The sequence below is a fragment of the Pseudomonas sp. GW821-FHT01A09 genome, from assembly GCF_058986725.1.
On sequence record NZ_JBYSWB010000001.1, the window covers coordinates 278883 to 304311 of the forward strand.

The following is a 25429-nucleotide window of genomic DNA, read 5'->3' on the forward strand; positions in this document are numbered from 1 at the left end:
CAACTGCCATGAACGAGCGTAAAACCATGACCCTTCGAAAGCACATGACCGTCCTGCTGACCTCACTGGGGGCTGCACTGCTGGTTGCACACGCTGCGATGGCCGCCGATGCGGCGGATCTGAAGACAACGCTGACGCCGCTGGGGGCCGAGCGTGCCGGCAACGCCGATGGCAGCATCCCCGCCTGGACCGGTGGCTTGACCAAGGTCGATCCCGGCTACAAGGACGGCGGCAAGCGCACCGACCCATTCGCCAGCGAGAAACCGCTGTTCAGCATTACCGCCAAAAACATTGGCCAATACGCCGACAAGGTTACGCCGGGTATCCAGGCGATGCTGAAAAAGTACCCGGATACCTACCGGTTGGACGTCTACCCCACCCACCGGACCGCTGCGGCGCCGCAAGCGGTGTATGACGCCACCTACGCCAACGCGGGCGGCAAGGCCAAGCTGGTCGACAGCTCGGCCGGCCTGATCCCGCAGGACGGCGAGGGCGGTATTCCGTTTCCGCTGGCCAAGGACGGCGTGCAGGCCATCTGGAACCACCTGATGCGCTGGCGCGGGGCGTCGTGGCACACCGACTTTACCCAGTACCTGACCACCAGCGATGGCAAGCATGTGCTGACCAACAACTCCCGCGCCGACTACCAGATGCCCTGGTATGAGCCGGATGCCGGCAAGAAGGACGGTACCTTCTGGAGCATCCGCATGATCAACGACGGACCGCCACTGCGTGCCGGCGAAGCCATCACCGGGCGTGAAAACGTCAACGCCGACAACACCGGTGCCTGGACCTATCTGCCGGGCCAACGGCGTGTGCGTCGCCTGCCCAATGCCTGCTGCGATACGCCGACGCCGGCGACCGCGGGCGTCATGAGCTTTGACGAGCTCTACGTATTCAACGGGCGGGTCGATCGCTTCGACTGGAAGCTGGTCGGCAAGAAGGAAATGTACATTCCCTATAATTCCAACAAAGTGTTCACGGCCGCCAGCCCGACCGATCTGCTGGCCGACCACCACCTCAATCCCGACGTCCTGCGCTGGGAGTTGCACCGCGTGTGGGTGGTCGAGGCGACACTCAAAGCCGGTAAGCGCCATGTGATGCCACGCAGCACCTACTACCTGGACGAGGACACTTGGGCCGCTGTACTGGGCGAGCGCTATGACGCGCAAAACCAATTGGCCAAGGTGCTTTGGACCACCCCGGTGGTGCTGCCAGACCTGCCGGGCGTTGTCACCGTGACCAACGGCTTCTATGACTTGCTCTCCAGCACCTGGTTTACCGGTGACATGTTTGCCGGCAAGACCGAGCAGTACCGCCTGGTGCCTGCCTACAAGGATTCGGTGTTCACCCCGGACGCCTTGGCTGGCGAAGGTGTGCGCTGACATGAACCGTACAACCTGGTTAGCGCTGGGCCTCGCTGCCCTGGCGCCCTTACTGATGGCTGCCCCAGCGGTCGACGTGCTCAATACGCCGGCCGTGCTGGCGCCACAGGCTTTGCACGGCGTGATGCAGGCGATCACACGCTCCGGCGACCGCCTGGTCGCAGTAGGCGAGCGGGGTGCCGTGGTGCTCTCAGATGACAATGGCGCCCATTGGCGCCAGGCCGCGACGCCCGTCAGCACCACCTTGACGGCAGTGCAATTCATTGATCGGCAAGGGTGGGCAGTGGGGCATGGCGGGGTGGTACTGCACAGCACTGACGGCGGCGAACATTGGCAGCGCCAGCTCGACGGTCGCCAGTTGGCCGCCATGGAACTCAGCGCCGCCCAGGCCGCTGGCGATGAGCACCGCCTCGCGGCGGCGCGCCAAGGAGTCACCGATGGCGCCGACAAACCCTTGCTGGCGCTGAGTTTCAGCGACGCCAATAACGGCGTCGTGGTGGGGGCCTACGGCTTGGCGATCATCACCCACGACGGTGGCCAGACCTGGTCATCACTGATGGGGCGGATGCCCAACCCGCAAGGCCTGCATCTGTACGCCGTGGCACAGGCAGGCGCCCACCTTTACATCGCGGGCGAGCAGGGGCTGTTCCTGCGCTCGCTCGACCATGGCGAGCACTTCGAAGCCATCAGCACGCCCTACGAGGGCAGCTATTTCAGCCTGGTCGCGCAGGCAGACGGCACGGTGCTGGTCGCTGGCTTGAGAGGCAAGGTGTTGCGCTCCAGCGATGAGGGGCAAACCTTCGCCGCGGTCGACAACCCCATGCCCGTCTCGATCAACGACATGCGCATCGTCGGCCGGCAACTGCTGCTGGTCAATCAGGCCGGCGGTTTGCTGCAAGCGTCGGCGGATCGCTCCCGCCTGGTCCCCATCGAGATCCCGCCTGGCGCCCCGCTGACGGCGGTCACTCAGGCGGCCGACGGTGCCCTGGTGGGCGTCGGTTTTGCCGGGCCGGTGCGCCTCACTACGTCCTTGAACGCTGCGGAGTAAGCCCATGCATGTCGTGAACGAACCCGGGGCAGCGCCCCTCAGTGGCAAGCTCGAGGATTTTGACCAGCGTTCGGGCTCACTGCTCGAGCGCGCGCTGTTCAACCATCGGCGTATCGTCCTGCTGCTGTGCCTGTTGATGACGGCCCTGCTGGGCTGGCAGGCCACGCGCGTACAACTCAACGCCAGTTTCGAAAAGATGATCCCCACGGATCATCCCTTCATTGCCAACTATCTCTTGCACCGCCAGGAGTTGTCCGGCCTCGGCAACGCCGTGCGTATCGCGGTGATCAACAAGCGCGGCAGTCTCTACGACCCGCATTACCTGGACACCCTGCAAAAGCTCAACGATGCGGTGTATCTGCTGCCGGGCGTTGATCGGGCGTACATGAAGTCGCTATGGACGCCGGCCACGCGTTGGGTCGGCGTAACCGAGGAGGGCCTGGAAGGCGGTCCGGTGATTCCCGACGGCTATGATGGTTCGCCGGCGAGCCTGGAAGCGCTCAAGCGCAATATCGAGCGCTCCAACGAGATCGGCCAGTTGGTCGCCTTCGACCAGCAATCGAGCATCCTCTATGTGCCTCTGCTCGCCACCACGCCCGATGGCAAGCCGTTGGATTACAGCGCGCTGTCCACGCAACTTGAAGTGCTGCGGGCCCAGTATCAAGACCCTGCCATCGAGATTCGCATCATGGGCTTCGCCAAGGTGGTGGGCGACCTGATCCAAGGCCTGAGGCAGATCCTGCTGTTCTTCGGCGCTGCCATCGCCATCACGGCGGCGGTGCTGTATTGGTATACCCGCTGTGTACGCAGCACGGTGCTGGTGATGAGCTGTTCGCTGGTCGCGGTGGTCTGGCAGCTAGGGCTGTTGCCAGTGCTGGGCTTCGAGCTGGACCCCTATTCGGTGCTGGTGCCGTTCCTCATCTTCGCCATCGGCATGAGCCACGGCGCGCAAAAGATGAACGGCATCATGCAGGACATCGGCCGCGGCATGCACCGGCTGGTGGCGGCGCGTTTTACCTTCCGCCGGCTGTTCCTGGCCGGCCTCACGGCGCTGCTCTGCGATGCGGTGGGCTTTGCGGTGCTGATGATCATCAAGATCCAGGTCATTCAGGACCTGGCCGTGATCGCCAGTATCGGCGTGGCCGTGCTGATCTTCACCAACCTGATTCTGCTGCCGGTACTGCTGTCTTATCTGGGCGTCAGCGCCGAGGCGGCCAAGCGTAGCCTGCGTAGTGAAGAGGCAGAGGCGGCGGGGGAGATCAGGCATCCGGCCTGGCGTTTGCTCGATCTGTTCACCCAGCGCCGCTGGGCCGCGGCGTGCGTCGTGATCGCCGGGCTGTTGGCGGTTGGCGGCTATCTGGTGAGCCTGCATTTGAAGGTCGGCGACCTGGACGCTGGCGCCCCTGAGCTGCGCGCCGATTCACGCTACAACCAGGACAACGCCTACCTGACCCGGCACTATGGCGCCAGCAGCGACGTATTCGCCGTCATGGTCAAGACCCCGCCGGGCGGCTGCTCCAGCTACGACACGCTGCAGCGCGTTGATAACCTCGATTGGCAACTGCGCGGCCTGCCCGGTGTGGATTCCACCAACTCCCTGGCGCTGCTCAACCGCCGCGTCCTGGTGGGCCTGTCTGAAGGCAACCCCAAGTGGTACGAGCTGCTGAACAATCAGGCGACGCTCAACATGGTCACGGCGGGGGCTCCACGGGGCCTGTACAACGAAGATTGCAGCCTGCTGACCTTGTACGCCTTCCTGACCGACCACAAGGCCGACACCCTCGATCAGGTGGTCGCCAGCGTACAGGCCTTCTCCCGTGACAATGACAGCGAGCAGGCACAGTTCCTGTTGGCGGCCGGCAGTGCGGGCATCGAGGCCGCCACCAACATCGTGGTCAAGCAGGCCAGCCACGAGATGCTCTGGTGGGTCTATGCAGCGGTGTGCCTGCTGTGCCTGGTGACCTTCCGCAGCTGGCGTGCGGTGCTGTGTGCGGTGCTGCCGCTGATGCTGACGTCGATTCTGTGTGAAGCCTTGATGGTCTGGCTGGGGATTGGCGTGAAGGTCGCGACCTTGCCCGTGATCGCCCTGGGCGTGGGGATCGGCGTCGACTACGCGCTGTATGTGATGAGCATCGTGTTGGCCGAAATGCGCCGCGGCGCGACGCTGTCTCACGCCTATTACCGAGCGCTGCAGTTCACCGGCAAGGTGGTGATGCTCACCGGTGTGACCCTGGCCATTGGTGTCGGCACCTGGATGTTCTCGCCTATCAAGTTTCAGGCCGATATGGGCGTGCTGCTGGCCTTCATGTTCGTCTGGAACATGGTGGGGGCCCTGGTGTTGCTGCCGGCGCTGGCGTACTTCCTGTTGCCGCAACGCCGCTTGATGACGGATAGACCGCCGGTGCCGGGGCTCAAGCCGCAGTCGCGCGCGCGGCAAAAAAAGATGGCACGCCACCTGGAGGTGCGCCATGAGAGTTGAACAACGTACGGCCGGGGCACCGCAGGCCCTGCTGTTGCTACTCGGCAGTTGCCTGCCGGTGCTGGGTGCGGTGCTGCTGGCGCCTGTGCTACCGCGCATGCAGCAGCATTTCGCCGAGACCGCGGGCGCCGCCGTACTTGTGCCCGTGGCGTTGACCTTGCCCGCTTTGGTCGTCGCGATCCTTGCGCCGTTCGCGGGCATCATCGCTGACCGCGTCGGGCGCAAGCCGCTGCTGTTGCTGGCGATGTTGCTGTACACGGTGTGCGGAACGCTGCCGCTGTGGCTCGAGTCCCTGCAAGCCATCGTATTGAGCCGCGCAGGCATCGGGCTGGCCGAAGCCGGGATCATGACCTGCTGTACCACCCTGATGGGCGATTATTACAGCGGTGGCCGGCGGGAGCGGCTGTTTGCCCTGCAGATGGTCGTGACCTCGTTGTCGGCGGCGGTGTTCATGGGCGTTGGCGGCTACCTCGGCCAAGACAGCTGGCGTACACCGTTCACCCTGTATGCGGTGGGCTTGCTGTTCTTGCCGCTGATGGCCGGCCTGCTCTGGGAGCCCGCCGCGCCGCCGGCAAAGGCTGCAACGCGCAGGTCCATGCCGTGGCGGGGGTTGTCCCCCTTGCTGGGCCTGGCGCTGCTGGCTGGCTTGGGCCTGTTCATCGTGCCGGTACAGGCCGGCTACCTGCTCAACCTGCTGGGCGTCGACGGCCCCCAGCACATCGGCATGACCATGGGGGGCAACCAGCTGGGTGTGGTCCTCGGCGCTCTGAGTTTCCGCCTGATCGGCCGCGCACGGCCGGCTTGGCTGTTGCTGCTGGCGTTCGCCATGGCCGGCAGCGGCGGGCTGTTGATGGCCGTGGCTAAATCCCATGGCGCAGTATCGCTGGCGGTGTTCATCAACGGCCTGGGCATTGGCCTGATGCTGCCCACGCTGATCACTCGCATCATGGCTTTGGTCGATTTCAGCCAGCGCGGTAGGGCCAGCGGCCTGTTCACCGCGGCCATTTTTGCAGGCGAGTTCGTGAGCCCGCTGGTGGTGCTCATGCTCACCAAGGGCGCCAGCTCGGCGCTGCCCACCGCGCTGGCGGTGGTCGGTGGCCTGCAATGGTTGGTGGCTTTGAGCTGCCTGCGTATACCTCATTCCGTTGCTTCGGGAGAACATGCATGAAGGCGTTGCCTGGTTTCAAACGCGTCGTCACCGGCCACAGCCGTGACGGGCGCGCGACCTTGGCCCATTGCGGCCCCACCCCCAACAGCTTCGCCCTGCAGGCGGTGCCCGGCACGGTGTTCCATGAAATCTGGAACACCAGCGCCAGCCCGGTGCCCATCGACAATGGCGACGATCCCAGCACCCGCGCCTTGTGCCTGAGCCCGGCGGCAATGGGCAGCCTGATTCGCGTGGTCGACATTCCCCCGGACAGCGTACAGAACAACGTCAGCGCCGAGGACGCGGCGGCCGCGTTCGCCGAAATCGGCCAGGCCCATGCTGGCACAGGCCAGCCTGGCTCGCGCCATAAGCTGATGCACCGCACCGAGACCCTCGACTACGGCATCGTCACCGAAGGCGAAGTGTGGCTGGTACTGGACGACGAAGAAGTGCGCCTGACCCGCGGCGACGTGGTGGTCCAGCGCGGTACCAACCATGCCTGGAGCAACCGCACCGAATCGATGGCGCGCATGGTCTTCATCCTTCTCGACGGTCGCTTTGCCCAGGAGCTGCAAGCATGAAATTGGCAACCTTGAATAACGGCACTCGCGACGGCCAGTTGGTGGTGGTCTCGCGCGACTTGCAACGCACCGCGCTGGCACCGATCGCGACCCTGCGCGAGGCCATCGAAACCTGGGCAACCAGCGAGCCGCGGCTGCAGTTGCTGTTCCAGGCGCTCCAGGACGGTACCGCAGCGGGCGCATTCGCCTTCGATCCGACGCTGGCCATGGCGCCGTTGCCGCGGGCCTACCAATGGTGCGACGGCTCGGCGTTTCTCAACCACGGCACCTTGATGCAGAAGGCTTTCCACCTTGAGCCTATCGACGGCGTGGAGCAGACCCCGCTGATGTACCAGGGCGCCGGCGACGATTTCCTCGGTGCCCGTCAGGACATCGCCTTGCCCAGCATCGCTCAGGGCATCGACTTCGAGGGCGAATTCGGCGTGCTGGTGGATGACGTGCCGTTGGGCTGCTCGGCAGAGCAAGCGCTGGGCCATATCAAGCTGGTGCTGCAGATAAACGACGTCAGCCTGCGCGCCCTGGCCCCGCGGGAGATGAAAACCGGTTTTGGTTTCCTGCAGGCCAAGCCGTCATCGGCCTTCGCCCCGGTGGCAGTCACCCCCGACGAGTTGGGTGAGGCCTGGCAAGATGGGCGGGTGCAGTTACCCCTGAACATTCACTGGAACGAGCAGTGGTTCGGCCACCCCCATGGCGGCGAAATGAATTTCAGTTTTGGCCAGTTGATCGCTCACGCGGCCTTCACCCGCAGGCTGGGGGCGGGGACCATCGTCGGCTCGGGTACGGTGTCCAATCGTCAGCGCAGCGCGGGCTCGGCCTGCATCGCCGAGCGCCGGGCGATCGAGATGATCGAGCAGGGCGCCGCTCAGACCGCGTTCATGCAATTTGGTGATCGGGTGCGGATGGAGGTGTTCGACGCCGCCGGTCGGTCAGTGTTCGGTGCGATCGATCAACGTGTGGTTCAGGCCAATGGCTAAGGGGTTTCCATGCGCATATTGATCACTGGCGCGAATGGTTTCGTGGGGCGGCAATTGGTCCTGCGCCTGCTTGAAAAAGGAGCCATTGCCAGCCGACGTATCAGCCACCTGTTATTGCTCGACGCTCAACTGGACGGCTTTGCCCAGGACCCGCGATTACGCCTGCACAAGGGCAGCATCACCGATGCCGCGCTGATTCGCCGAGTGCTCGCCGATGGTATCGATGTGGTCTTCCATCTGGTCAGCGTGCCAGGCGGCGCCGCGGAGCAGGACTACGGCCTGGGCTACCAGGTCAATCTGCTGGCCAGCCTGGAGCTGTTCGATCAACTGCGCCAGCAAGCCCGGCCGCCGGTATTGGTGTATGCCAGCAGCGTCGCGGTCTATGGCGCGGCGTTGCCCGCACGCATGGATGAATCTGCCCCCACGTGCCCTCAGCTGTCCTATGGCGCGCACAAGCTGATGGTCGAGACGGCGTTGTGCGACCTGGCCCGGCGTGGCGAGGTTGATGGCCGGGCGCTCAGGCTGCCGGGTATCGTGGCGCGTCAGCCTCAGGCCAATGGGCTGCGCAGTGCCTTCATGAGCGATCTGTTGCATGCCTATGCGGCGGGGCAATCCTATGTCTGCCCAGTGGCCCCTGAGGCAACCGCCTGGTGGATGTCGGCGCTGTGTTGCGTCAACAACCTTATCCATGCCGCCGAGCTGCCCGCGCTGCAGGCCAGCACCGAACGCGTGTGGCAACTGCCCGTGCTGCGCTTGTCGATGGCGCGGGTACTTGACGCCTTGGCCAATCGTTTCGGCGACGCCGGGCGAGCCGCGATCAGCTTCGAGCCCGACGCGCATCTTCAGTCGCTGTTCGGCGCGATGCCACTGCTCAAGGCTTCACGGGCACAAGCCGCTGGTTTTTGTCACGACGGCAACGCCAATACGCTGGTCCGCAACGCCCTTAAATTGCCTGCCGGGAGGAAAGCCCTATGAACAGCTCGAAACGTCGTCTCGTGGATTTGTCGGTCACGCTCGAGAACAACCCGTATACCGATCCACCGCCATTGCTCCCCAGGATCGAGTACATGGACCACCAGCAGGGCTGGCCCGAGATGGCTGCAATGTTCCCTGGCCTGCGCATGGACCAGATGCCTGGCAACGAGTCGTGGGCGGCGGAGCGCCTGCAGATAACAACGCACAGCGGGACCCATATGGACGCCCCCTGGCACTACGCATCGACCACTGACGGCGGGCAGCCTGCCTGGGGAATTGACGAGCTGCCGTTGGAGTGGTGCCTGCAACCCGGAGTGAAGCTCGATTTCAGGCATTTGCCCGACGGGCATGTGGTCACCGCCCATGAGGTCGAACAGGAGCTGGCCCGCATCGGCCATAGGCTACAGCCCTTGGATATTGTGCTGCTCAACACCCGCGCAGGGGCATTGTTCGGGCAGCCAGGTTACCTCGATGCCGGCGTTGGCATGGGCCGCGAGGCCACCCTTTATCTGCTCGATCGTGGCGTCAGGGTGGTCGGGACCGACGCGTGGAGCTGGGATACCCCCTTCAAATACACCCGCGAGCGGTTCGCCCAGAGTGGCGACGCGGCAATCATCTGGGAAGGGCACAAGGCGGGCCGGGACATTGGTTACGGGCAGATGGAAAAACTCGCCAACCTTGAGCAATTGCCTGCCCATGGTTTTGAAGTGTCGTGCTTTCCCTACAAGATCAAACACGCATCAGCCGGCTTCGTTCGCGCCGTGGCGATTTTCACAGAGACGGTGGATTCGCTATGAATCTTCGTTTGTTTGTGGCTGCTGGTCTCGCGCTCTGTACCGCTCTGGCACATGCCGATGATGGGGCACAAGATGTCCGTGCCAGTGCACTGGTCAAACGTGCCGTCGACTACTATCGGTTACAAGGTGACGCGGCCCTGCCGGCATTTAGCCGACAAGGTGAATTCATTGATGGTGATCGCTTTGTCTTTGTCATCGACAACCGCGGTACGCTGCTGGCCAGCGGCGGCCCTACGGCCGTGCTCATAGGCCGCGAAGTGTCCAACGTGCTGGCTGCGGAACTGAACAGCGCATTCGCCAAGGCCTTCAGCGCCAACGATAACCTGGGCGTGCAAAGCGTGGAATATCGCTGGAGCAACAGCGTTCAGCAGCGCGTGGAGCTCAAGCGCGTGTACTTTCAAAGAGTCGGGGACCGGGTGATCGCCGCGACTCAGTCGGTACCTCACGCTAGCGCCACCCAGGCGCAGCAGCTGCTCGGCCGGGCTGTAGCGGCGCTGGCCAAGGACCCTGATGGAACAATCAAGGCGATCAACAATTTGTCAGGGGACTTTCGCGAAGACGACCTGTATGTCTTCGTGGTGGATTCGCGGACGGGGCGCTACGCCGCGCATGGTTATAACCTGCGCCTGGTCGGCGTTGATTTCGCCAGTATCCATGACCCTGCCGGCAAACCTGTGGGCGAGCCGATCATGGCATTGATGCGCAAAAGCGACGCCGCCAAATACGACTATCGCTGGAAAAATCCGGTGACGGGCAGGGTCGAGGATAAATATGCCTTGATTCAAAAGGTAAGGGATTACGTGGCCGTGGTTGGCTATTACCGTGGTTCTACCGGGGAAGATCATCAGCCCTGACCAGGCTGTACGTGGCAGCGCTGGCAAGGCGAACATCGCGCGTTCTCAAAGGTGGGCGGTGGTGCAATTGAATTGGAGTATGTGCATGCTCGCAGAAGATGCCAGGTATCTCGCTTCGACCCGCGAGGAGAGCCAAGGTGTCAATCGAGGTTCCCGACCAATGCGTAAAACCTCTATCCGGTCTTGTGCTGGCTCCGAGTGGTAATTTACAGGCGTGCCTGGAAGTTTTTCGTGCGGCGTGTTGACAACCCTTCGAAACCAGTCCAGAATTGCGTCCATTCCTGAGGCAGGAATGAGAAAAACCCTAGGTTAATCAAATGGTTAGCGATCGGATGTTGATCTCGTTTCCCGCTCCGGTTTCTCCAGTTTAAAGTGTGCAGCAAGCCGGTAGGGGTGCTTCACATCTGGGGCCGAGTAGCAAAATGGTTATGCAGCGGATTGCAAATCCGTCTATGCCGGTTCGATTCCGACCTCGGCCTCCACCCTTGAAAGCCCCGCAGATTAGCGTCTGCGGGGTTTTTCTTTGTGCGTGGGCAATTAATGCGTCATCTAGCAATTGCATGCGCCGCGGGTAATGCCGTGTTTTTTGGTGTGAAGGATGAAGCACGCCTGACTGGCGATCCTGTCCCAGGAAGTAGGTCCCATGCCGCAGTGAGCATTGCTACGACAGTAGTGGCCCTTTAATATATATTTCTCAGCCCAGGCGCATGTCGCCAGCATTACTGCTCGACAAGGACGTACGCAATGATTCGATCCCTTACCCTTCTGACGCTGCTCCTGGGCGGCGTCGCCAGCGCTCAGGCCGATGTATTCAAGTGCACGCGCCTGGATGGCTCCGTGAGCTTTGCGTCAGTGCCATGCAAGCCGGAAGTGGGCGCCACCAGCTGGGAAAGCACCACGGTGCGCACCAAGCTCAAAAGCTTATCCCCCGAGGATGCCAAGCCACAGGTGATCAACGAGCGCGCTACCGAGATCCTGCGCAAAGGCTATAACACGCGGATCAAATACACGGTGACCGTGGTCCCGGACCCTAATGGCGAAAAGCTCAAGTACGAGGGCAAGCAAGGCTTCAACTACAACACCTGCAACCGAGGCGGGCAGGTAGTCGCATGCGGTGGCAACGGCCCCTGAGTCAGCGCTCCAGCTCTGTCGGTACATTCAGAACCTTCGCTATTGCGCTGATTCCAAAGCACTTTGTCTGACGGGGATTAAGCGGATACAGCCGCTGAATCGTGGATTTCCGCTTGCCTAGGGCAGCCTGGATGTATATATTCGTCTGCCTGTTCGAGGTGTCCAGGCAGCGCTTGCCGGTTATTAGCCGCAGGTAAAGCAAAGCCTCGAACTGATCCGCAACACCGCGCTGCCGCCCGAATGGCGAAACTGGTAGACGCATGGGACTTAAAATCCCCCGCTCGTAAGGGCGTGCCGGTTCGATTCCGGCTTCGGGCACCATTCAAAATCAAGCAGTTAGGCTGCTTTCCTCCAGTAATTTCAAACTTCTCTCGGGTCCGCAATTTTGAAGTTGGTTCGCACTTCACTTTGTCGGTGTCACTTTCTTGCCTTCGCGCTCCCGTATGTACTGCTCTGCAATCATATTCAGGATGGACGCCAGGGCGGCCCACCTTAGCAAAAGCTCTGAAATCCCATTCGTTATTCAGAGTGGAACGACTGAAACACGGCACCCTCCAAATCGTCACCAAAGATCCGGAGTCCAGGATTGTTCGGCTTCTGCCCCTCCAGCCGATTCCAGCGGACGCTCGCGATTTGGTATTTGGTCGCCAGCGAAACCGCTTCCGCGTAATTCTTCACGCGACTGACAACTCCGGCGTCGGGCGATATGTAAAGAATGGCGCACAGCCATGCTTCAAGCTCGGTCATGCTGTTTTTCTCAACGACCAGACGCTTTTTTGATCCATCCAGTACGTAGTAAACCTCGTACCAGTTGCTGCCATCGGTATACCAGTCCATGACTGCTCCGAAACCGGAAAATGAGATTGGTGGAGCAGTAGAGCGAAAACTCTTGATGTCGTTCCCACAGACCCGCACCCCCTGAATTTTGGAGTGACGATGGAATCTTCCGACCTCGGCCCAGGTACAGCCATCTGGCTGGCCGGTAGCGGCACCGTCATCGTCGGCGGCCTTCTGTGGCTGCGTCGGTTCCTCGCGAAAGACCCCACGGATCGCGCTATGGACAACGCTGATATTGGCACCGCCCGCCGGCTGAACTAGTTACTAGACATAAGGCGAAGGAGAGCAAACGCCGCTGAGGCGCGAGCTGATCAGCTTGCCAGACAAAGCCGCCACCAAGGCGAACGAAGCTGCGGATCGGGCTAATAAATAGCTCCTGATGCTATTGCCAGCCCGGTCGTACGTTACTTGAATATGAACTCGACACTTATTAGCAACTGGCCGTCAACTGTACCTTTCACAATCTCGACCAATTTCAACTTTCCTGTCGCTGCTGTAGGTGGGATTGCATTGCAAGACGTACTTTTTGCCGTCGTACGGCATTTCGACGCCTTTGGTCGTCTCGCTTGCGAGCGCCCTGACGCTGACGATAGACAAATTCCCATCCCGTTTATCGGCAAAGGTGCTATGGCCTAAAGTCGGAAGGTTTATCCGTAATGCCGCTGCGTTACGCGCCACAAATTCAAACCTGCCATTTCGTGGCGCGGAGTACCCCATGGCCAAACCCGGGCGGCGGGGGCGTATCATGGTTATAAATACAATGTTAAGTAGATGTCGCAAACTATTAAGTAAAGACGATTGGACTGATAAGTTCAGAGCCCTGGTTCCGCACATTCCCCACCGCCTTGCCCACCCGGTACCACTCGAAGTCGGCGACCGGTCTGCCGCCATGGCGCGCCAGTTCTTCTGCTCGAGTAGGCTCCAGATCGGGCTGCATCCATTCGCAGGCCTGCTCCGGACCCAGCACCACCGGCCGGCGATCATGAATATCGACCATCCCCTCGTCACTGGCATCGGTGATGATCACAAAGCCATCGCCGTCGTGCGGTTCGAGTCCGGGCGTCACCTGAGCGAGCGCTGCAAAGAACATCGGCGCCTGGCTCTTCAGCCTGATGAAGTAGGGCTGCTTTTTCTTCGGGTCGTCTGCATCCTTGACCCACTCGAACCATCCATTTGCTGGCACCAGTGCCCGGCCTATAGGCCAGATCTGCTTGAAGAACCTGCCGGTGGCGACTGTTTCAACGCGCGCGTTAATCGGATCTGGCCGCTTCCCTTTGGCCCAGAACGGCGCCCAACCCCAGCGCACCGCGTCGATGTGCAGCCCATCCCTGGCACCGCGCAGGATCTGCACCCTGGTTGTGGGTGCGACGTTGTAGCGCTCGATCGGCTCCCGGTCATAGTAGCTGACGATATCCCGCAGGAACTTCAGCTCGAGGAGGAACTGGTCCATCCGCACGACTTGCGCGAGGCGTCCACACATAGGTTATTCCCCTGATCGCTGCTTGGCGGCGTCGGCCTGGCTTAGCGTCGCCTGCCATGCCTGATAGCCATTCAGCGTGTTTTTTACCGTTGAAAGCTCAAGATATGCATTAGACAATTTTGTCTTGGCGTAGCTGAGCTCTGTCTTGAGTTGATCTCGCTCCGTGCTCAGGGTTGCATTGATCTCGACCAGCTTCGCGACATTGCCCCGGCACCGGCGCAGATCGGCCTGGTGCTCCTCGATCTCTGCGGCCAGCAGCACGCACTGCTGCTTCCACATTTGCAGAGGGGTAGGGATGCCCAGGCATCCGAAGTCACTGTCGTCGATTTCCATGCTACTGCTCGGCTGATACTGTATGTGCGTACAGTATTCGAGTGGCAAGAGATTCTCAAGTAGGACTGGATGAACTGAGACGCATGGCATTCAGTGCATTGATCATGCTTGGGGCTATAACCCAGCGATCGGTCCGAGGCACGAGTTTGCAGTTGGTCATGGACATCGGTAGGGGTTATGTGGAGGCAATTTAATCCCACCTACGCGGCCCCGGGATGGAAATACCGAATACCAGTTCTAAGATATAAATTCTAATTAAATCAAATAAATAACTATTAATTCTAAAGTGATTTAGAGAATATCCGCCCCTTATTCTCCAATCACACTCTTGATCCGCCCCGTCAGGTCATCCATCGAAAACGGCTTGGTCAGCAGATGCATCCCCGGCGCCAGTTGGTCTTCCCAGGTCGCCGCGTTGTGCGCATAGCCGGTAATGAACAGCACCTTCAGATCGGGCCGCAGGGCGCGGCCGGCATCGGCGACCTGGCGGCCGTTGATGCCGCCGGGCAGGCCGACGTCGGTGACAAGCAGGTCGATCTGCGGATTGCTCTGCAGGACTTCCAGGCCACTGGCACCGTCCGCCGCTTGGAGTGCGGTGTAGCCGAGGTCCACGAGCACCTCGGTAATGAGCATGCGCACAGTTGGCTCGTCGTCGATCACCAGTACTGTTTCGCCCTGGCCTGGCGAGGCCGGCAGCGCGGCGGCGGAAGGCCCAGAGGAGGGAGCGGTTTCGGCACGCGACCTGGGCAGGTACAAGGTCATCGTGGTGCCCACCTCCAACTGCGAGTTGATCTGCACGCTGCCGCCGGACTGGCGCACGAAGCCGTAGATCATCGAGAGGCCCAGACCGGTGCCTTCGCCTGTCGGCTTGGTGGTGAAGAAGGGGTCGAAGGCGTGAGCGATCACGTCGCTGCTCATGCCGCTGCCGGTGTCGCTGACGCTCAGGGTCAGGTATTCGCCGGGCGGCAGTTCGCGTTCCGCCGCCGTTTTGGCGTTCAGGGTGCAGTTGGCGGTGCTGATGGTCAGTGTGCCGCCTGCCGGCATGGCGTCACGCGCGTTGATGCACAGGTTGAGCAGGGCGTTTTCCAACTGGTTGGCGTCGACCTGGGTGAGCCAAAGACTGGATTCGCCCTTGGTTTGGATGTGCACACTCGGCCCGAGGGTGCTGCGTATCAGTTCGAGCATGCCCTTTACCAGGCGGTTGATGTCGGTCGGGCTGGCCTCGAGGGTCTGCCGGCGGGAGAACGCCAGCAGGCGGTGGGTCAGGGCCGCCGCACGGCGGGAGGCGCCTTGAGCGGCATCCAGATAACGCTCGACATCGGTGAAGCGCTCCTGAGCGACGCGCAGCCGAAGCATCTCCAGGCTGCCCATTATGCCCGTCAGCAAATTGTTGAAGTCGTGCGCCAGCCCGCCGGTGAGCTGCCCGACGGCTTCCATTTTCTGGCTCTGGCGCAATTGCTGTTCCAGCAAGCGTTGGGCGGTCATTTCCACGCCCACCCCGGTGCGGCGGACGGGCTCGCCTGCGGCGCTGAAGTAGGTATGGCCGCGGGACAGGACCCAGCGCACGGAGCCGTCGGGGTGGACGATGCGGTATTCGAGCTCCAGGTCGCCACTGTTCACCAGGCCGCCGGCCATGGTCCTGCGCAAGGCAATCAGATCGTCGGGGTGGACATTGGCGAGAAACTCCGTGCGCTTGATACCGGCGGCAGCCTGCACCGGATCGATGCCGTACAGCTCGCTGATACCGGCATCGCAGTAGAAGCAGTCGTTGGAGACTTCATAGGTCCAGACGCCTACGCCGCTGACGGCGGAAAGGGCAAGGCGGGCAAAGTCCATCGAGTCGTGAAGAGCGGTTTCGCCGGCCTTTTCGGCGGTGACGTCGCGCTGTCCGGTGACACGGCTCTCAAGGATCGAAAAGGCGGCACGACGGGCGTCGTCAGTGTTGGAGTAATGGCCTTCGCGTACCTGGGTATCGAGCAGGGCGCCTAGGGCCAGGTCGAGGGCGATGTCCTGGGGGGCACGATAGGACATGCGCAGTTCTCTGAGCTGGATAGTTGGGCGAGGTGGCCATCATTATCACTGCCACGGGGAAAAGTTGCCAGCAGCAGGACAGTGGCACAAAAAGCCGCACAGCCGGGCAGCAACTGGCTAGGCAATATCGGTAGAACGTCGTCCGCGGCCCAGGCCGCGCTCGCGCAATCGGTCGGCATGGGAGTGGAGCAGGTCGGCATCATCCTGGAATGCCAGGATCAGTTTCGCCAGTTCCATGCGTTGCACCTGATCATCGACCTTGGCCAGGCGCAGTGAAATGGCCAGCAAGGTCTCGATCGAGCCTTCCAGATGGCTGGCAACGGCACGCAGGTCTTGATCGATAGTGGGCGGCGCTCTGAGTTTGCGCATCAACTGTCCGTACGTGTTTCCGATTGATAGGTCCATGTGAAGGGCACTACTCGTAAGGTTGAGTGAGATGGCGACTCCTGCGCGCATTACCCTGTGATAGCAAATTGCTCCTAAGGTTCCGAAAGAGGTAGCAATTGCCATCATCCTGGCATACGCCTCCAGGTCACACCGGTCACCCCACATTGCTGGGCGTGCAGCTGCACTTCCCTGGCGCAGCCCTTGGTCATGGTCACCCCGTAGACTCGGCCCGCGCCACTGTGCAGGGCCGAGTAATACCAGGCATCGGCATCCGACATGCGCGAGTCCCGCTGCGAGAACTGCTTGTGTTCACCCTTGAACAGATAGCTGATCAGGTAGTGTTTCTGGATGCTCATGTGCGCCACATCTCCCTTTTGAGCGGAGTATGACCATGTGGCAATAGGCCAGTTCCCGCCGGGCCGAAAAAACCTTGAAACAACTGCTGAACGGGACGAAAGCTGTGCAAAAGGGCACCCTATGTACAGTTTTTGCGATATCTTTGTCTTCCATGCCCGGCTTTGCCCGCTACCAGGGCACCTGCGGGGCAACGAGGAGATTTTCTTTGACATCTAGTTTGACAGGCTCCGATTACGCGCTCGCTGCGCAGAATTGCGCCAAAGAGCCTATTCATATCCCGGGGAGCATTCAGCCTCACGGGTTCTTGCTGGTGCTCGACGAACACAGCCTCGAGGTCTTGCAGGCCAGCGCCAATGTCTCGGACTGGCTGGGGCTGGATACCGATCGGGTGGTCGGCAACAGCCTGCACAAACTGCTCATCGATAGCGCTTCGCTGGCTGCACGGCTCAAGGCCCTGCCGGTCGACGAGCAGCATCCCTTTCACGTGGGTGACGTGCGCTTCAATCAGGGCAGTCGTGCGGACAAACCGGTTGCCATGATGGTGCACCGTAACGACGGCGTGTTGATCGCCGAGTTCGAGCCCGCCAACGACGTGGTGAGCGCCTACGGCACTATCTACCCCCTCGTGCGTGCTTTCATCGGGCAGTTGCAAGATGCCCAGAGCATCGACGAGCTGTGCGAGCGCGCGGTGCAGGAGGTCAAGGGCATGACCGGTTTCGGCCGGGTCAAGTCCTACCGCTTCGATGGCGAGGGCAATGGCCTGGTCAATGCGGAAATCGCCGACGAGGGATATCCCAACTACATGGGCCTGTGTTTTCCGGCCAGCGATATTCCGCAACAGGCCCGGCGCCTGTACTGCGCCAACCGCATCCGCGTGATCGAAGACGCCCATTACCGGCCGTCGCCGCTGGTTCCGGTCAACAACCCGCGCACCGGGTTGCCGCTGGACCTCGGATTTGCCGCGCTGCGCAGTGTTTCGCCGGTGCACGTGCAGTACATGCTGAATATGGGCACCCTGGCGTCCATGTCGATCTCGATCGTGGTTCGCGGCGAGTTGTGGGGGCTGATCTCCTGCCACCACGACAGCCCCCGGCCGGTGGGTTTCCAGACCCGCACTGCGTGCGAGTTGCTGGGCAGCGTGTTGTCGTTGCAGATCGAGACCCGTGAAGCCCAGGCTTCAGCGGAGCGCATGCTCAACTTGCGGCACCAGATCGTGCAGATGCTGTCGGCCATGGCCGATCGCGACAGCGTCCGGGATGGTTTGCTCAGCGTGCCGCAGGTATTCGTCAACTTTACCGGCGCCAGTGGCGCGGCAATCGTTTCCGATTCGCGCTGCGAACTGGTCGGCAACACGCCGCCGCAGGCTCAGGTCGATGCCTTGATCGGTTGGTTGGCGAACCATCAGGCCGGCGCCGAAGTATTCCAGAGTGACAACGTCAGCCGCGATATCCCGCAATTGCCCAACCTGGCCGCCCACATCGGTGGCGTGCTGGCGGTGGCGATTTCGGAAATCCACTCGCACTACCTGATCTGGTTCAAGCCCGAACAGACCCGCACCGTGGAGTGGGCTGGTCGCCCCGAAAAGAGCCTCAACGACGCCGGCGCGTTGAACCCGCGCCACAGTTTCGAACGCTGGCAAGAAAGCGTCAGCGGCTATTCCACGCCTTGGCATGCGCTGGATATCGAAGGTGTCGCCGAGTTGCGTACCGCGACCCTGGGTATCGTGTTGCGCAAGGCCGAAGAAATGGCGCAACTGGCGGGTGAGCTGAAAAAATCCAACAAGGAGCTCGAAGCCTTTTCCTACAGCGTTTCCCACGACCTGCGCGCCCCCCTGCGGCATATCGCCGGTTACGCCGAATTGCTCAGTGACACAGAAGCCGCCAAGCTTTCAGAGCGCGGGGTGCGTTTCCTCGAACATATCGGCGAGTCCGCGCGCTTTGCGGGCACTCTGGTCGACAATCTGCTGAGCTTTTCCCAGATGGGCCGCGCGGCGCTGCGGTTTTCCGACGTCAACCTGGGCGTGCTGGTCGAATCCATTCGTACCGAGATGCTTCCGGACTATGAAGGGCGCGACCTGACCTGGAAGATCGATCCATTGCCGATCATCTTTGCCGATGCCGCGTTCATTCATCTGGCGCTGCGCAACCTGATGTCCAACGCGATCAAATACAGCCGCAAGCGCGAGCACGCGGTGATCGAGGTCGGCTCCTACGAGCGAGCCCGCGAGGTGGTGATTTTCGTGCGCGACAATGGCGTGGGCTTCGATATGGAGTACGCCAGTAAACTGTTTGGCGTGTTTCAACGTATGCATCGCATGGAAGAGTTCGAGGGCACCGGCATCGGCCTTGCCAGCGTAAGGCGTATCATTGAACGCCATGACGGCCGCGTCTGGGCCGAAAGTGCTCTGGACAAAGGCGCAACCTTCTTTTTTGCTCTCCCTAAACATGACTGATCGCTTGCAGCACCTGCGAAGCTCGCAAGCGGAAACAAATGAGGCCCCTATGCTCAAACCCATCGTTCTGGTCGAAGACAATCCCCATGACCTGGAACTGACCCTGGTAGCGCTCGAGCGCAGCCAATTGGCCAACGAAGTCATCGTCCTGCGCGACGGTGCCGAGGCGCTCGACTACCTGCTGCGTCGCGGTGCCCACAGTGATCGGTTCGAAGGCAATCCGGCGGTGATGTTGCTGGACCTCAAGCTACCCAAAGTCGATGGCCTGGAAGTGCTGAAATCGGTCCGCGAATCGACCGACTTGCGCAGTATCCCGGTGGTGATGCTGACGTCTTCGCGCGAAGAACCGGATTTGCAGCGCGCGTATGAATTGGGAGTGAACGCTTACGTGGTCAAACCGGTCGAATTCAAGGAATTCGTGGCGGCCATCTCCGATCTCGGCGTGTTCTGGGCGGTGCTTAACGAGCCGCCGCCCGGTTCGGCGCGGCTGATTCGCCGTTCCGATTCCTGATTCACGAACCTCGAATCGCAGCCCGGACTCACGCCCCGGCTGATTGCCCATGACCTGAAAGACGATCCTTGATGCCCGCAAAGCCGCTGAAACTGCTGTTCGTCGAAGACAGCCCCCGTGACGCCGAGTTGACCGTGCTGACCCTCGAACGCAGCGGACTCGAAATCGACACGCTGGTGGTGCATGACCACCTTGGCGCCGAACAGGCCTTGCTGGCACAACCCTTCGATTTGATTCTCAGCGATTACATGCTGCCGGGCTCTTCCGGCGGTCAGGTGCTGGAGTGCGCGCGCCGATGCGCGCCGCAGACGCCGTTTATCTTCCTGTCCGGGATCTTCGGCGAAGAACACGCCGTGGCCATGATGCGTCAAGGCGCGGTCGACTATGTCCTCAAACAGAACCTGTCGCTGCTGCCCAAGGCGGTCAACCGTGCCTTGGCCGAGGTGCGTGAGCGCCAGCAGCGGCAGGTCGCCGAACAGAACCTGCACGAAGTCGAAGCACGGGCGCGCCTGGCCATCGATGCCGCGCAAATGGGCACCTGGGATTACGATCCCCGCAGTGGCAACTTGATCTGGGACGAGCGCTGCAAGACGCTCTATGCCCTCGAACCCGGCTGCGATGTCACTTTCGACTACTCTCTCTCCCGTACCCACCCCGACGACTTGCAGCTCCTCGAGGCAAGAATCCACGAGGCATTGGCCGGCCCCGACGACCGTGGCTATCAGGTGGAGTACCGTATCCTGCTGCCCGATGGCAGCGAACGCTGGTTGTCGACCAGCGGCCGTTCGGCCTTCGTGAACGGTCAATGTGTGCGCTTTACCGGGGTGATTCAGGACATCAGCGAGCGCAAGCAGAGCACCGAAGCGCTAGAGCGGCTCAACGAACTGCTGGGCGATCGCGTGCAGAAGCGTACCCGCGAACGCGATCGCACCTGGGAGCTGTCCCGCGAGTTGCTGGCGGTGATGACCTTCGGCATGCAGCCCATCGCACTCAATCCAGCGTGGGAGGTGACGCTGGGCTGGACCCGTCAGCAGCTGCTCGATGGTTGTCTGCTGGATCTGATCCACGCGGACGATATCGACGCCACGGTGCAGGAAATCGACAACATCGCCAAGGGCAATGTATCCAGCCGCTTCGTCAATCGCATGCGTCACGCCGCCGGGGATTTTCGCTGGTTGTCCTGGACCATGGTGCCGGACGAAGGCTTGATGTATGCCGCCGTGCGCGACATCACCGGCGAGCGCGCCATCGTCGATGAGCTGGCGGCGACCAACCAGCGTCTGCGCGATCAGATCAATCAGCGCGAGCGCGTCGAGGCGGCGCTGCACCAGATGCAACGCCTGGAGGCGGTGGGCCAGCTGACGGCCGGTGTGGCACACGACTTCAACAACCTGCTGACGGTCATCCTCGCCAGTTCGAGCTTCCTCAGCCGCGACCTGGAGAAAGGCCAGTTCGACAAGTTCCGCAGTCGTCTGCAAAGCATTCAGGAGGCCGGCGAGCGGGGCGCCAAATTGACCGGGCAATTGCTGTCGTTCTCGCGGCGCCAGCGCCTGGAGCCATTGCCGGTCAACCTCAACGACACCTTGCTGGGCATGTTCGAGCTGCTGCAGCGCTCGCTGGGCGGCAGCATCTGGGTCGAGACCGATACTGCGGCGGACCTATGGAACGCCTTGGTGGACCCGACCCAGACCGAAATGATCATTCTCAACCTCGCCATCAACGCCCGGGATGCCATGCCCAATGGCGGCCTGTTGAAGCTGCAGACGCGCAACGAGACGGTCAGCCTGGCGCCGCAACGCCCAGAAGAACCCGAGCCGGGCCGCTATGTGGTGTTGTCGATCGCCGACTCCGGCAGCGGCATGAGCGCAGCGGTAGTGGCCAAGGCGTTCGAGCCGTTTTTCACCACCAAAGAGGTGGGCAAGGGCTCCGGCCTGGGGCTTGCCCAGGTATTCGGCTTCGCCAAGCAGTCGGGCGGCGGGGTGAGTATCGATACCGAGTTGGGCAAGGGCACCACGGTGCGCGTGTATCTGCCGGCCATTCGCGATGCCGCGCCGCAGGATGCGCCGCCGCTGCTGGAATCTTTCCAGGCCGTGAGCGAACAACCCCAGCGCACCATCCTGCTGGTCGATGACGACGACACGGTGCGCAACGTCACCTGCGCCGTGGTCGAGGGCCTGGGCTACCGGGTGATCGAAGCCAACAGCGGCGCAGTTGCCATGCAACTGTTGGAAGACGGCATCGACCTGGTCCTGACCGACTACGCCATGCCCGGCATGACCGGCGCCGAGCTGGCGTTGCACGTGCATTCGCGCTTGCCGCACATGCCGATCGTGTTCATCACCGGCTTCGCCGAACCCGGCGGGCTCGATCCGTTGCAACACATCATCGTGCAGAAACCCTTTCGCGGTGATGAACTGGCGCTCAAGCTGCAACGGGCGTTGCAGCCGTAAGCGTCGCAGTCAGTGACTTCTGACCGATGCATGCCCCACAAGCGACGCCTGTGGGGCGACTTGCTGCGCATCGCGGGTCTTCAGGGCCATGGTCAACACGGCTGAAATCAACAGCGCGCCGCTCATCAACAGATAGGACGCACCGGGATTGCCAGTCGTGGCGTTGAGGTAACCGACCAGATAGGACCCGGCGAAAGACCCTAGCGCGCCCATGCTGTTGATCAGCGCCATGGCGCCACCCGCCACGTTGCCCGGCAGGATCTCCGGAACGATGGCGAAAAACGGCCCGTAGGGCGCATACATGCAGGCGCCGGCCAGCACCAACAGGCTGTACGACCACCAGAAGTGCTGGCTGCCCAGCGCGTAAGAGGCATAGAACGCCACGGCGGCGAGCAGCAGCGGTGGCCAGACGAAACGCTTGCGCTTCTGCAGCTTGTCGGAGCCCCACGACACCACGACCATGGCGATCACCGCTGCCAGGTAGGGCAGCGCCGACAGCCAGCCGGCCTCAACCATGTCCATCTCCTGGCCGGCCTTGAGGATCGACGGCAGCCATAGCACGAAGCCATAGACGCCGATGCTCCAGCAGAAATACTGCACCGACAGCAGTATCACTTTGGGCGAGCGGAAGGCTTCGGCGTAGTTCTTCACCGGCTTGATGCCTTGCTGCTCGGCTTCCAAAGCGCTTTGCAGGGCCTGCTTGTCCGCATCGCTCAGCCACTTGGCCTGCTGCGGCCGATCATCGGCCAGGCGCCACCAGATAAACGCCCAGATCACCGCCGGCATGCCCTCGACGATAAACATCCAGCGCCAGCTGAAATGCTGCACCAGATAACCCGAGACCACCGACATCCACAACATGGTCACCGGATTGCCCAGGATCAGGAAGGTATTGGCCCGCGAGCGTTCGGCTCGGGTGAACCAGTGGCACAGGTACACCAGCATCGCCGGCATGACCACGGCCTCGACCACGCCGAGCAAAAAGCGAATGACGATCAGCCAATAGGCGTTGTCCACCACACCTGTGAGCGACGCCAGGCCGCCCCAGAGAATCAGGCTGACGAATATCAGCTTCTTGACGCTCTGCTTCTCGGCATAGATCGCCCCCGGCACCTGAAAGAAGAAGTACCCGAGAAAGAACAGCGCCCCCAGCATCGAGGACAGCCCCGGCGTGATCTGCAGGTCGTGGGCCATGCCCGAGGCCGCGGCAAAGCCATAGTTGGCGCGGTCCAGATAGGCCAGGCTGTAGGTGATGAAGACGATTGGCATGAGATACCACCAGCGGCGGCTTGCCAGTTTGAGCTTTTCCATGGTTCGACTCCTGAGCTTTTTGTTGTTGTCGCGAGCGCTCTGCGGCAATTGAAATGGACCATCAGATGTAGCAGCACCCGGATTCAGGCGCTTCGTTGCCAGTGGCTGTCGGCTTCCAGTTCGGCACGTAGCGGCAAGCCCTCCATGTCGCCCTGGGTTTGCACTGCGCGGCTGCCGATCCAGTTGCCGCGGGTCACTGCCTGCGCCACGCCGTGGGTCTCGAGCAGCGCGCTGATGACCCCGACCGCGAAGCCGTCGCCGGCACCCACGGTGTCGACCACCTTGGCCACCGCAAACCCGGCAACGTAGCCTTGCTCCTGCGCCGTACGGTAATAGGCACCCTCCGGGCCCAGCTTGATCGCGACCATTTCACTGCCTTGGTCGAGATAAAACGCGGCGATGTCTTCGGGCGTCTGGTAGCCGGTCAGCAGTTGCCCCTCGGCCAGCCCGGGCAACACCCAGTCCGCCTGCGCGGCCAAGGCATTGATGCTGGCGATCATCTGCGCCTGCGACGGCCATAGCGACGGTCGCAGATTGGGGTCGAACGACACGCTGCGGCCACGGCTGCGCATCTCGTGCATCACATGTCGAGACAGTTCGTGAGTGTCCGGGGACAAGGCCGGGGGGATGCCGGTGGCGTGTACATGGCTGGCGGCGAGCAAGCGCTGGCTGAGGTCGGCAATGCTCAAGTGGCTGGCCGCCGAGCCCTTGCGAAAATACTCGACGGCCGGATCGCTGCCGTCGTCTTGCCGAGACTTGAATTGAATGCCGGTGGGGTAGCGAGCGTCCACGGTCACATGGCTGCAGTCCAGGCCCTCGCGCTCGAGGGTGGCGACCACGAAGCGCCCCAGGGCGTCGTCGCCGACCCGGCTCAGCCAGGCGACATCGAAACCCAGGCGCGCCAGGCCGATCGCCACGTTGTTGTCGGCGCCGGCGATACGCTTGCGAAACACCTCGACGCCGGCCAGGTCGCCGGTCTGTTCGGCCACGAACATGGCCATGGTTTCACCGAAGCACAACACGTCGAATTCAGACATGAGCGGTCACCTCATGCAGCGGGCTCTGATGGGGCTGACCTAGGCGGGCGAGGGCGGCGACCTGGGTGCGAGTGACGCGGGCCAGATCCTCACCCTGCAACGGGAACTCGGCAGCGCGCAGCACGCCAGGGGTCACATGGCGCAGCACTTGCTCCCACAGATGCAAGTCACGTGGCGTGGGCGGGGTGGCGACCAACTTGCCGCCGGCGGTGCGTTGCACGCCTTTGCAGTGCACGTATTCGACGTACTGGCCGAGCCGTTCGAGGGCATCGAACAGCGATTGCGCCTGCCATTGCCAGTTGCCGATATCGAAGGTCATACCGACCGGCACTTGTACCGCGCGCGCGGCGCTGAAGAACCGTGCCAGCCGGTCGATCTGGCCGCCTTGTGGGGTCTGGTCGTTCTCGACCAGCAGGCGCACCGGATGGTCATTCAGTAATGAATGGAGCGTTGCCAGTTCCCCGTGCTCGGGGAAAAACCCCAAAGACACCTTGAGGGACTGCGCGCCGCAGGCATGCGCCTGAGCCTGGGCAGCGGCCAGCATGGACGCCTGCAAGCTGCCGTCGGCCGCCCAGAGTTCGATCGGCGAGGAATACACGCAGTCAAGCCCGCGAGCCTTGATGGCCGTTGCCAGCGCATGCTTGTCGTCAGGCAGGCCGAGTTCTTCGCGCAGTTCGATGGTGCTGACGTCGGCATCGGCCAGCAGATCGATGAACCACGCCTGACCGCGCTCGCGGACCAGATCGGCGCCGTAGCTGGACAAGCTGATGGAGACGGGATGAAGAGTCATTATTATTATCCTCTGTAACCGGTTTCATTTTGTGCAGTGCGAAACATGGGGTCATTACCCCCAATGCCGTGTCAGCCTCGTG

The 25429-nt window shown here is 61.9% G+C and carries 22 protein-coding genes, 2 tRNA genes and 1 pseudogene; 16 read left to right on the forward strand and 9 right to left on the reverse strand.

Features of this window, described 5'->3' with window-relative positions; translation table 11 throughout:
- The first annotated feature begins 26 nt into the window (after positions 1–26).
- The 12 genes from AC3WJP_RS01220 (at position 27) to AC3WJP_RS01275 (ending at position 11692) form a co-directional block, all read left to right on the forward strand.
- On the forward strand, positions 27–1385 hold the full coding sequence (locus tag AC3WJP_RS01220) for a DUF1329 domain-containing protein (RefSeq protein ID WP_493719408.1): 1359 nt from the start codon (positions 27–29) through the stop codon (positions 1383–1385).
- A gap of 1 nt (position 1386) precedes the next feature.
- Entirely contained in the window at positions 1387–2433 is a 1047-nt protein-coding gene (locus AC3WJP_RS01225) for a WD40/YVTN/BNR-like repeat-containing protein (RefSeq protein WP_493719409.1), read from the forward strand.
- A 4-nt stretch (positions 2434–2437) separates the two neighbouring features.
- Positions 2438–4912, forward strand: coding sequence for an efflux RND transporter permease subunit (locus AC3WJP_RS01230; protein ID WP_493719410.1), 2475 nt, complete (start codon positions 2438–2440; stop codon positions 4910–4912).
- Positions 4902–6080, forward strand: a complete 1179-nt coding sequence (locus tag AC3WJP_RS01235) for an MFS transporter (protein WP_493719411.1) — start codon at positions 4902–4904, stop codon at positions 6078–6080. The genes AC3WJP_RS01230 and AC3WJP_RS01235 overlap by 11 nt, the downstream gene beginning before the upstream one ends.
- Positions 6077–6640: a cupin domain-containing protein gene (locus AC3WJP_RS01240; RefSeq protein WP_493719412.1), complete on the forward strand. Its 564-nt coding sequence runs from the start codon at positions 6077–6079 to the stop codon at positions 6638–6640. The genes AC3WJP_RS01235 and AC3WJP_RS01240 overlap by 4 nt, the downstream gene beginning before the upstream one ends.
- Positions 6637–7614 (forward strand): fumarylacetoacetate hydrolase family protein, encoded by a 978-nt coding sequence (locus AC3WJP_RS01245; protein WP_493719413.1) that lies wholly within the window; start codon positions 6637–6639, stop codon positions 7612–7614. Before AC3WJP_RS01240 ends, AC3WJP_RS01245 begins: the two co-directional genes overlap by 4 nt.
- Positions 7615–7623: 9 nt before the next feature.
- On the forward strand, positions 7624–8589 hold the full coding sequence (locus AC3WJP_RS01250) for an NAD-dependent epimerase/dehydratase family protein (RefSeq protein ID WP_493719414.1): 966 nt from the start codon (positions 7624–7626) through the stop codon (positions 8587–8589).
- A complete protein-coding gene (locus tag AC3WJP_RS01255) occupies positions 8586–9386 on the forward strand; it encodes a cyclase family protein (protein ID WP_493719415.1) in 801 nt (266 codons plus the stop codon). Before AC3WJP_RS01250 ends, AC3WJP_RS01255 begins: the two co-directional genes overlap by 4 nt.
- The gene (locus AC3WJP_RS01260) at positions 9383–10240 is read left to right on the forward strand and encodes a cache domain-containing protein (RefSeq protein WP_493719416.1); all 858 of its coding nucleotides are present in this window, start codon (positions 9383–9385) and stop codon (positions 10238–10240) included. The genes AC3WJP_RS01255 and AC3WJP_RS01260 overlap by 4 nt, the downstream gene beginning before the upstream one ends.
- Positions 10241–10648: 408 nt before the next feature.
- Positions 10649–10722: transfer RNA gene (locus tag AC3WJP_RS01265), tRNA-Cys, on the forward strand.
- A gap of 262 nt (positions 10723–10984) precedes the next feature.
- On the forward strand, positions 10985–11371 hold the full coding sequence (locus AC3WJP_RS01270; RefSeq protein ID WP_493719417.1) for a DUF4124 domain-containing protein: 387 nt from the start codon (positions 10985–10987) through the stop codon (positions 11369–11371).
- A 234-nt stretch (positions 11372–11605) separates the two neighbouring features.
- Positions 11606–11692: transfer RNA gene (locus AC3WJP_RS01275), tRNA-Leu, on the forward strand.
- A 198-nt stretch (positions 11693–11890) separates the two neighbouring features.
- On the opposite strand, the gene AC3WJP_RS01280 is transcribed toward AC3WJP_RS01275, so the two are convergent.
- Positions 11891–12208 (reverse strand): DUF6555 family protein, encoded by a 318-nt coding sequence (locus AC3WJP_RS01280; RefSeq protein ID WP_493719418.1) that lies wholly within the window; start codon positions 12206–12208, stop codon positions 11891–11893.
- Between the two features lie 99 nt (positions 12209–12307).
- Between AC3WJP_RS01280 and AC3WJP_RS01285 the strand changes: the two are divergent.
- Positions 12308–12535: pseudogene (locus AC3WJP_RS01285) on the forward strand (chemotaxis protein); the annotation flags it as partial.
- Between the two features lie 457 nt (positions 12536–12992).
- On the opposite strand, the gene AC3WJP_RS01290 reads toward AC3WJP_RS01285, so the two are convergent.
- The 5 genes from AC3WJP_RS01290 to AC3WJP_RS01310 all read right to left on the reverse strand — a co-directional run bounded on the left by AC3WJP_RS01290 (position 12993) and on the right by AC3WJP_RS01310 (position 16795).
- Positions 12993–13688, reverse strand: a complete 696-nt coding sequence (locus tag AC3WJP_RS01290) for an SOS response-associated peptidase family protein (RefSeq protein ID WP_493719419.1) — start codon at positions 13686–13688, stop codon at positions 12993–12995.
- A 3-nt stretch (positions 13689–13691) separates the two neighbouring features.
- Positions 13692–14021 carry a hypothetical protein gene (locus AC3WJP_RS01295; protein ID WP_493719420.1) on the reverse strand — a complete coding sequence of 110 codons (330 nt, stop codon included), beginning with the start codon at positions 14019–14021 and terminating at the stop codon, positions 13692–13694.
- Positions 14022–14330: 309 nt separating this feature from the next.
- Complete coding sequence (locus AC3WJP_RS01300; protein ID WP_493719421.1) at positions 14331–16052, reverse strand: ATP-binding protein; 1722 nt, start codon at positions 16050–16052, stop codon at positions 14331–14333.
- A gap of 117 nt (positions 16053–16169) precedes the next feature.
- Entirely contained in the window at positions 16170–16421 is a 252-nt protein-coding gene (locus AC3WJP_RS01305) for a hypothetical protein (RefSeq protein ID WP_493719422.1), read from the reverse strand.
- Between the two features lie 140 nt (positions 16422–16561).
- Entirely contained in the window at positions 16562–16795 is a 234-nt protein-coding gene (locus AC3WJP_RS01310; RefSeq protein WP_493719423.1) for a DUF6555 family protein, read from the reverse strand.
- Between the two features lie 206 nt (positions 16796–17001).
- Between AC3WJP_RS01310 and AC3WJP_RS01315 the strand changes: the two genes are divergently transcribed.
- The 3 genes from AC3WJP_RS01315 to AC3WJP_RS01325 all read left to right on the forward strand — a co-directional run bounded on the left by AC3WJP_RS01315 (position 17002) and on the right by AC3WJP_RS01325 (position 22209).
- Positions 17002–19248, forward strand: coding sequence for an ATP-binding protein (locus AC3WJP_RS01315; RefSeq protein WP_493719424.1), 2247 nt, complete (start codon positions 17002–17004; stop codon positions 19246–19248).
- Between the two features lie 49 nt (positions 19249–19297).
- On the forward strand, positions 19298–19759 hold the full coding sequence (locus tag AC3WJP_RS01320) for a response regulator (protein ID WP_493719425.1): 462 nt from the start codon (positions 19298–19300) through the stop codon (positions 19757–19759).
- Positions 19760–19830: 71 nt separating this feature from the next.
- Positions 19831–22209, forward strand: a complete 2379-nt coding sequence (locus AC3WJP_RS01325) for a response regulator (protein WP_493719426.1) — start codon at positions 19831–19833, stop codon at positions 22207–22209.
- Between the two features lie 9 nt (positions 22210–22218).
- Here AC3WJP_RS01325 and AC3WJP_RS01330 read toward each other — a convergent pair whose 3' ends face one another.
- The 3 genes from AC3WJP_RS01330 to AC3WJP_RS01340 form a co-directional block, all read right to left on the reverse strand.
- Positions 22219–23520 (reverse strand): MFS transporter, encoded by a 1302-nt coding sequence (locus AC3WJP_RS01330; protein ID WP_493719427.1) that lies wholly within the window; start codon positions 23518–23520, stop codon positions 22219–22221.
- Positions 23521–23603: 83 nt separating this feature from the next.
- Positions 23604–24557, reverse strand: coding sequence for a sugar kinase (locus AC3WJP_RS01335; protein ID WP_493719428.1), 954 nt, complete (start codon positions 24555–24557; stop codon positions 23604–23606).
- Positions 24550–25347 (reverse strand): AP endonuclease, encoded by a 798-nt coding sequence (locus AC3WJP_RS01340; RefSeq protein WP_493719429.1) that lies wholly within the window; start codon positions 25345–25347, stop codon positions 24550–24552. Before AC3WJP_RS01340 ends, AC3WJP_RS01335 begins: the two co-directional genes overlap by 8 nt.
- Positions 25348–25429: the final 82 nt, after the last annotated feature.

What these genes read in the sequence shown, in the direction of transcription:
- AC3WJP_RS01220 (WP_493719408.1), top strand. Translation starts at nt 27, where the DNA reads ATGACCCTTCGAAAGCACATGACCGTCCTGCTGACCTCACTGGGGGCT.
- AC3WJP_RS01225 (WP_493719409.1), top strand. Translation starts at nt 1,387, where the DNA reads ATGAACCGTACAACCTGGTTAGCGCTGGGCCTCGCTGCCCTGGCGCCC.
- AC3WJP_RS01230 (WP_493719410.1), top strand. Translation starts at nt 2,438, where the DNA reads ATGCATGTCGTGAACGAACCCGGGGCAGCGCCCCTCAGTGGCAAGCTC.
- AC3WJP_RS01235 (WP_493719411.1), top strand. Translation starts at nt 4,902, where the DNA reads ATGAGAGTTGAACAACGTACGGCCGGGGCACCGCAGGCCCTGCTGTTG.
- AC3WJP_RS01240 (WP_493719412.1), top strand. Translation starts at nt 6,077, where the DNA reads ATGAAGGCGTTGCCTGGTTTCAAACGCGTCGTCACCGGCCACAGCCGT.
- AC3WJP_RS01245 (WP_493719413.1), top strand. Translation starts at nt 6,637, where the DNA reads ATGAAATTGGCAACCTTGAATAACGGCACTCGCGACGGCCAGTTGGTG.
- AC3WJP_RS01250 (WP_493719414.1), top strand. Translation starts at nt 7,624, where the DNA reads ATGCGCATATTGATCACTGGCGCGAATGGTTTCGTGGGGCGGCAATTG.
- AC3WJP_RS01255 (WP_493719415.1), top strand. Translation starts at nt 8,586, where the DNA reads ATGAACAGCTCGAAACGTCGTCTCGTGGATTTGTCGGTCACGCTCGAG.
- AC3WJP_RS01260 (WP_493719416.1), top strand. Translation starts at nt 9,383, where the DNA reads ATGAATCTTCGTTTGTTTGTGGCTGCTGGTCTCGCGCTCTGTACCGCT.
- AC3WJP_RS01270 (WP_493719417.1), top strand. Translation starts at nt 10,985, where the DNA reads ATGATTCGATCCCTTACCCTTCTGACGCTGCTCCTGGGCGGCGTCGCC.
- AC3WJP_RS01280 (WP_493719418.1), bottom strand. Translation starts at nt 12,208, where the DNA reads ATGGACTGGTATACCGATGGCAGCAACTGGTACGAGGTTTACTACGTA.
- AC3WJP_RS01290 (WP_493719419.1), bottom strand. Translation starts at nt 13,688, where the DNA reads ATGTGTGGACGCCTCGCGCAAGTCGTGCGGATGGACCAGTTCCTCCTC.
- AC3WJP_RS01295 (WP_493719420.1), bottom strand. Translation starts at nt 14,021, where the DNA reads ATGGAAATCGACGACAGTGACTTCGGATGCCTGGGCATCCCTACCCCT.
- AC3WJP_RS01300 (WP_493719421.1), bottom strand. Translation starts at nt 16,052, where the DNA reads ATGTCCTATCGTGCCCCCCAGGACATCGCCCTCGACCTGGCCCTAGGC.
- AC3WJP_RS01305 (WP_493719422.1), bottom strand. Translation starts at nt 16,421, where the DNA reads ATGCGCAAACTCAGAGCGCCGCCCACTATCGATCAAGACCTGCGTGCC.
- AC3WJP_RS01310 (WP_493719423.1), bottom strand. Translation starts at nt 16,795, where the DNA reads ATGAGCATCCAGAAACACTACCTGATCAGCTATCTGTTCAAGGGTGAA.
- AC3WJP_RS01320 (WP_493719425.1), top strand. Translation starts at nt 19,298, where the DNA reads ATGCTCAAACCCATCGTTCTGGTCGAAGACAATCCCCATGACCTGGAA.
- AC3WJP_RS01325 (WP_493719426.1), top strand. Translation starts at nt 19,831, where the DNA reads ATGCCCGCAAAGCCGCTGAAACTGCTGTTCGTCGAAGACAGCCCCCGT.
- AC3WJP_RS01330 (WP_493719427.1), bottom strand. Translation starts at nt 23,520, where the DNA reads ATGGAAAAGCTCAAACTGGCAAGCCGCCGCTGGTGGTATCTCATGCCA.
- AC3WJP_RS01335 (WP_493719428.1), bottom strand. Translation starts at nt 24,557, where the DNA reads ATGTCTGAATTCGACGTGTTGTGCTTCGGTGAAACCATGGCCATGTTC.
- AC3WJP_RS01340 (WP_493719429.1), bottom strand. Translation starts at nt 25,347, where the DNA reads ATGACTCTTCATCCCGTCTCCATCAGCTTGTCCAGCTACGGCGCCGAT.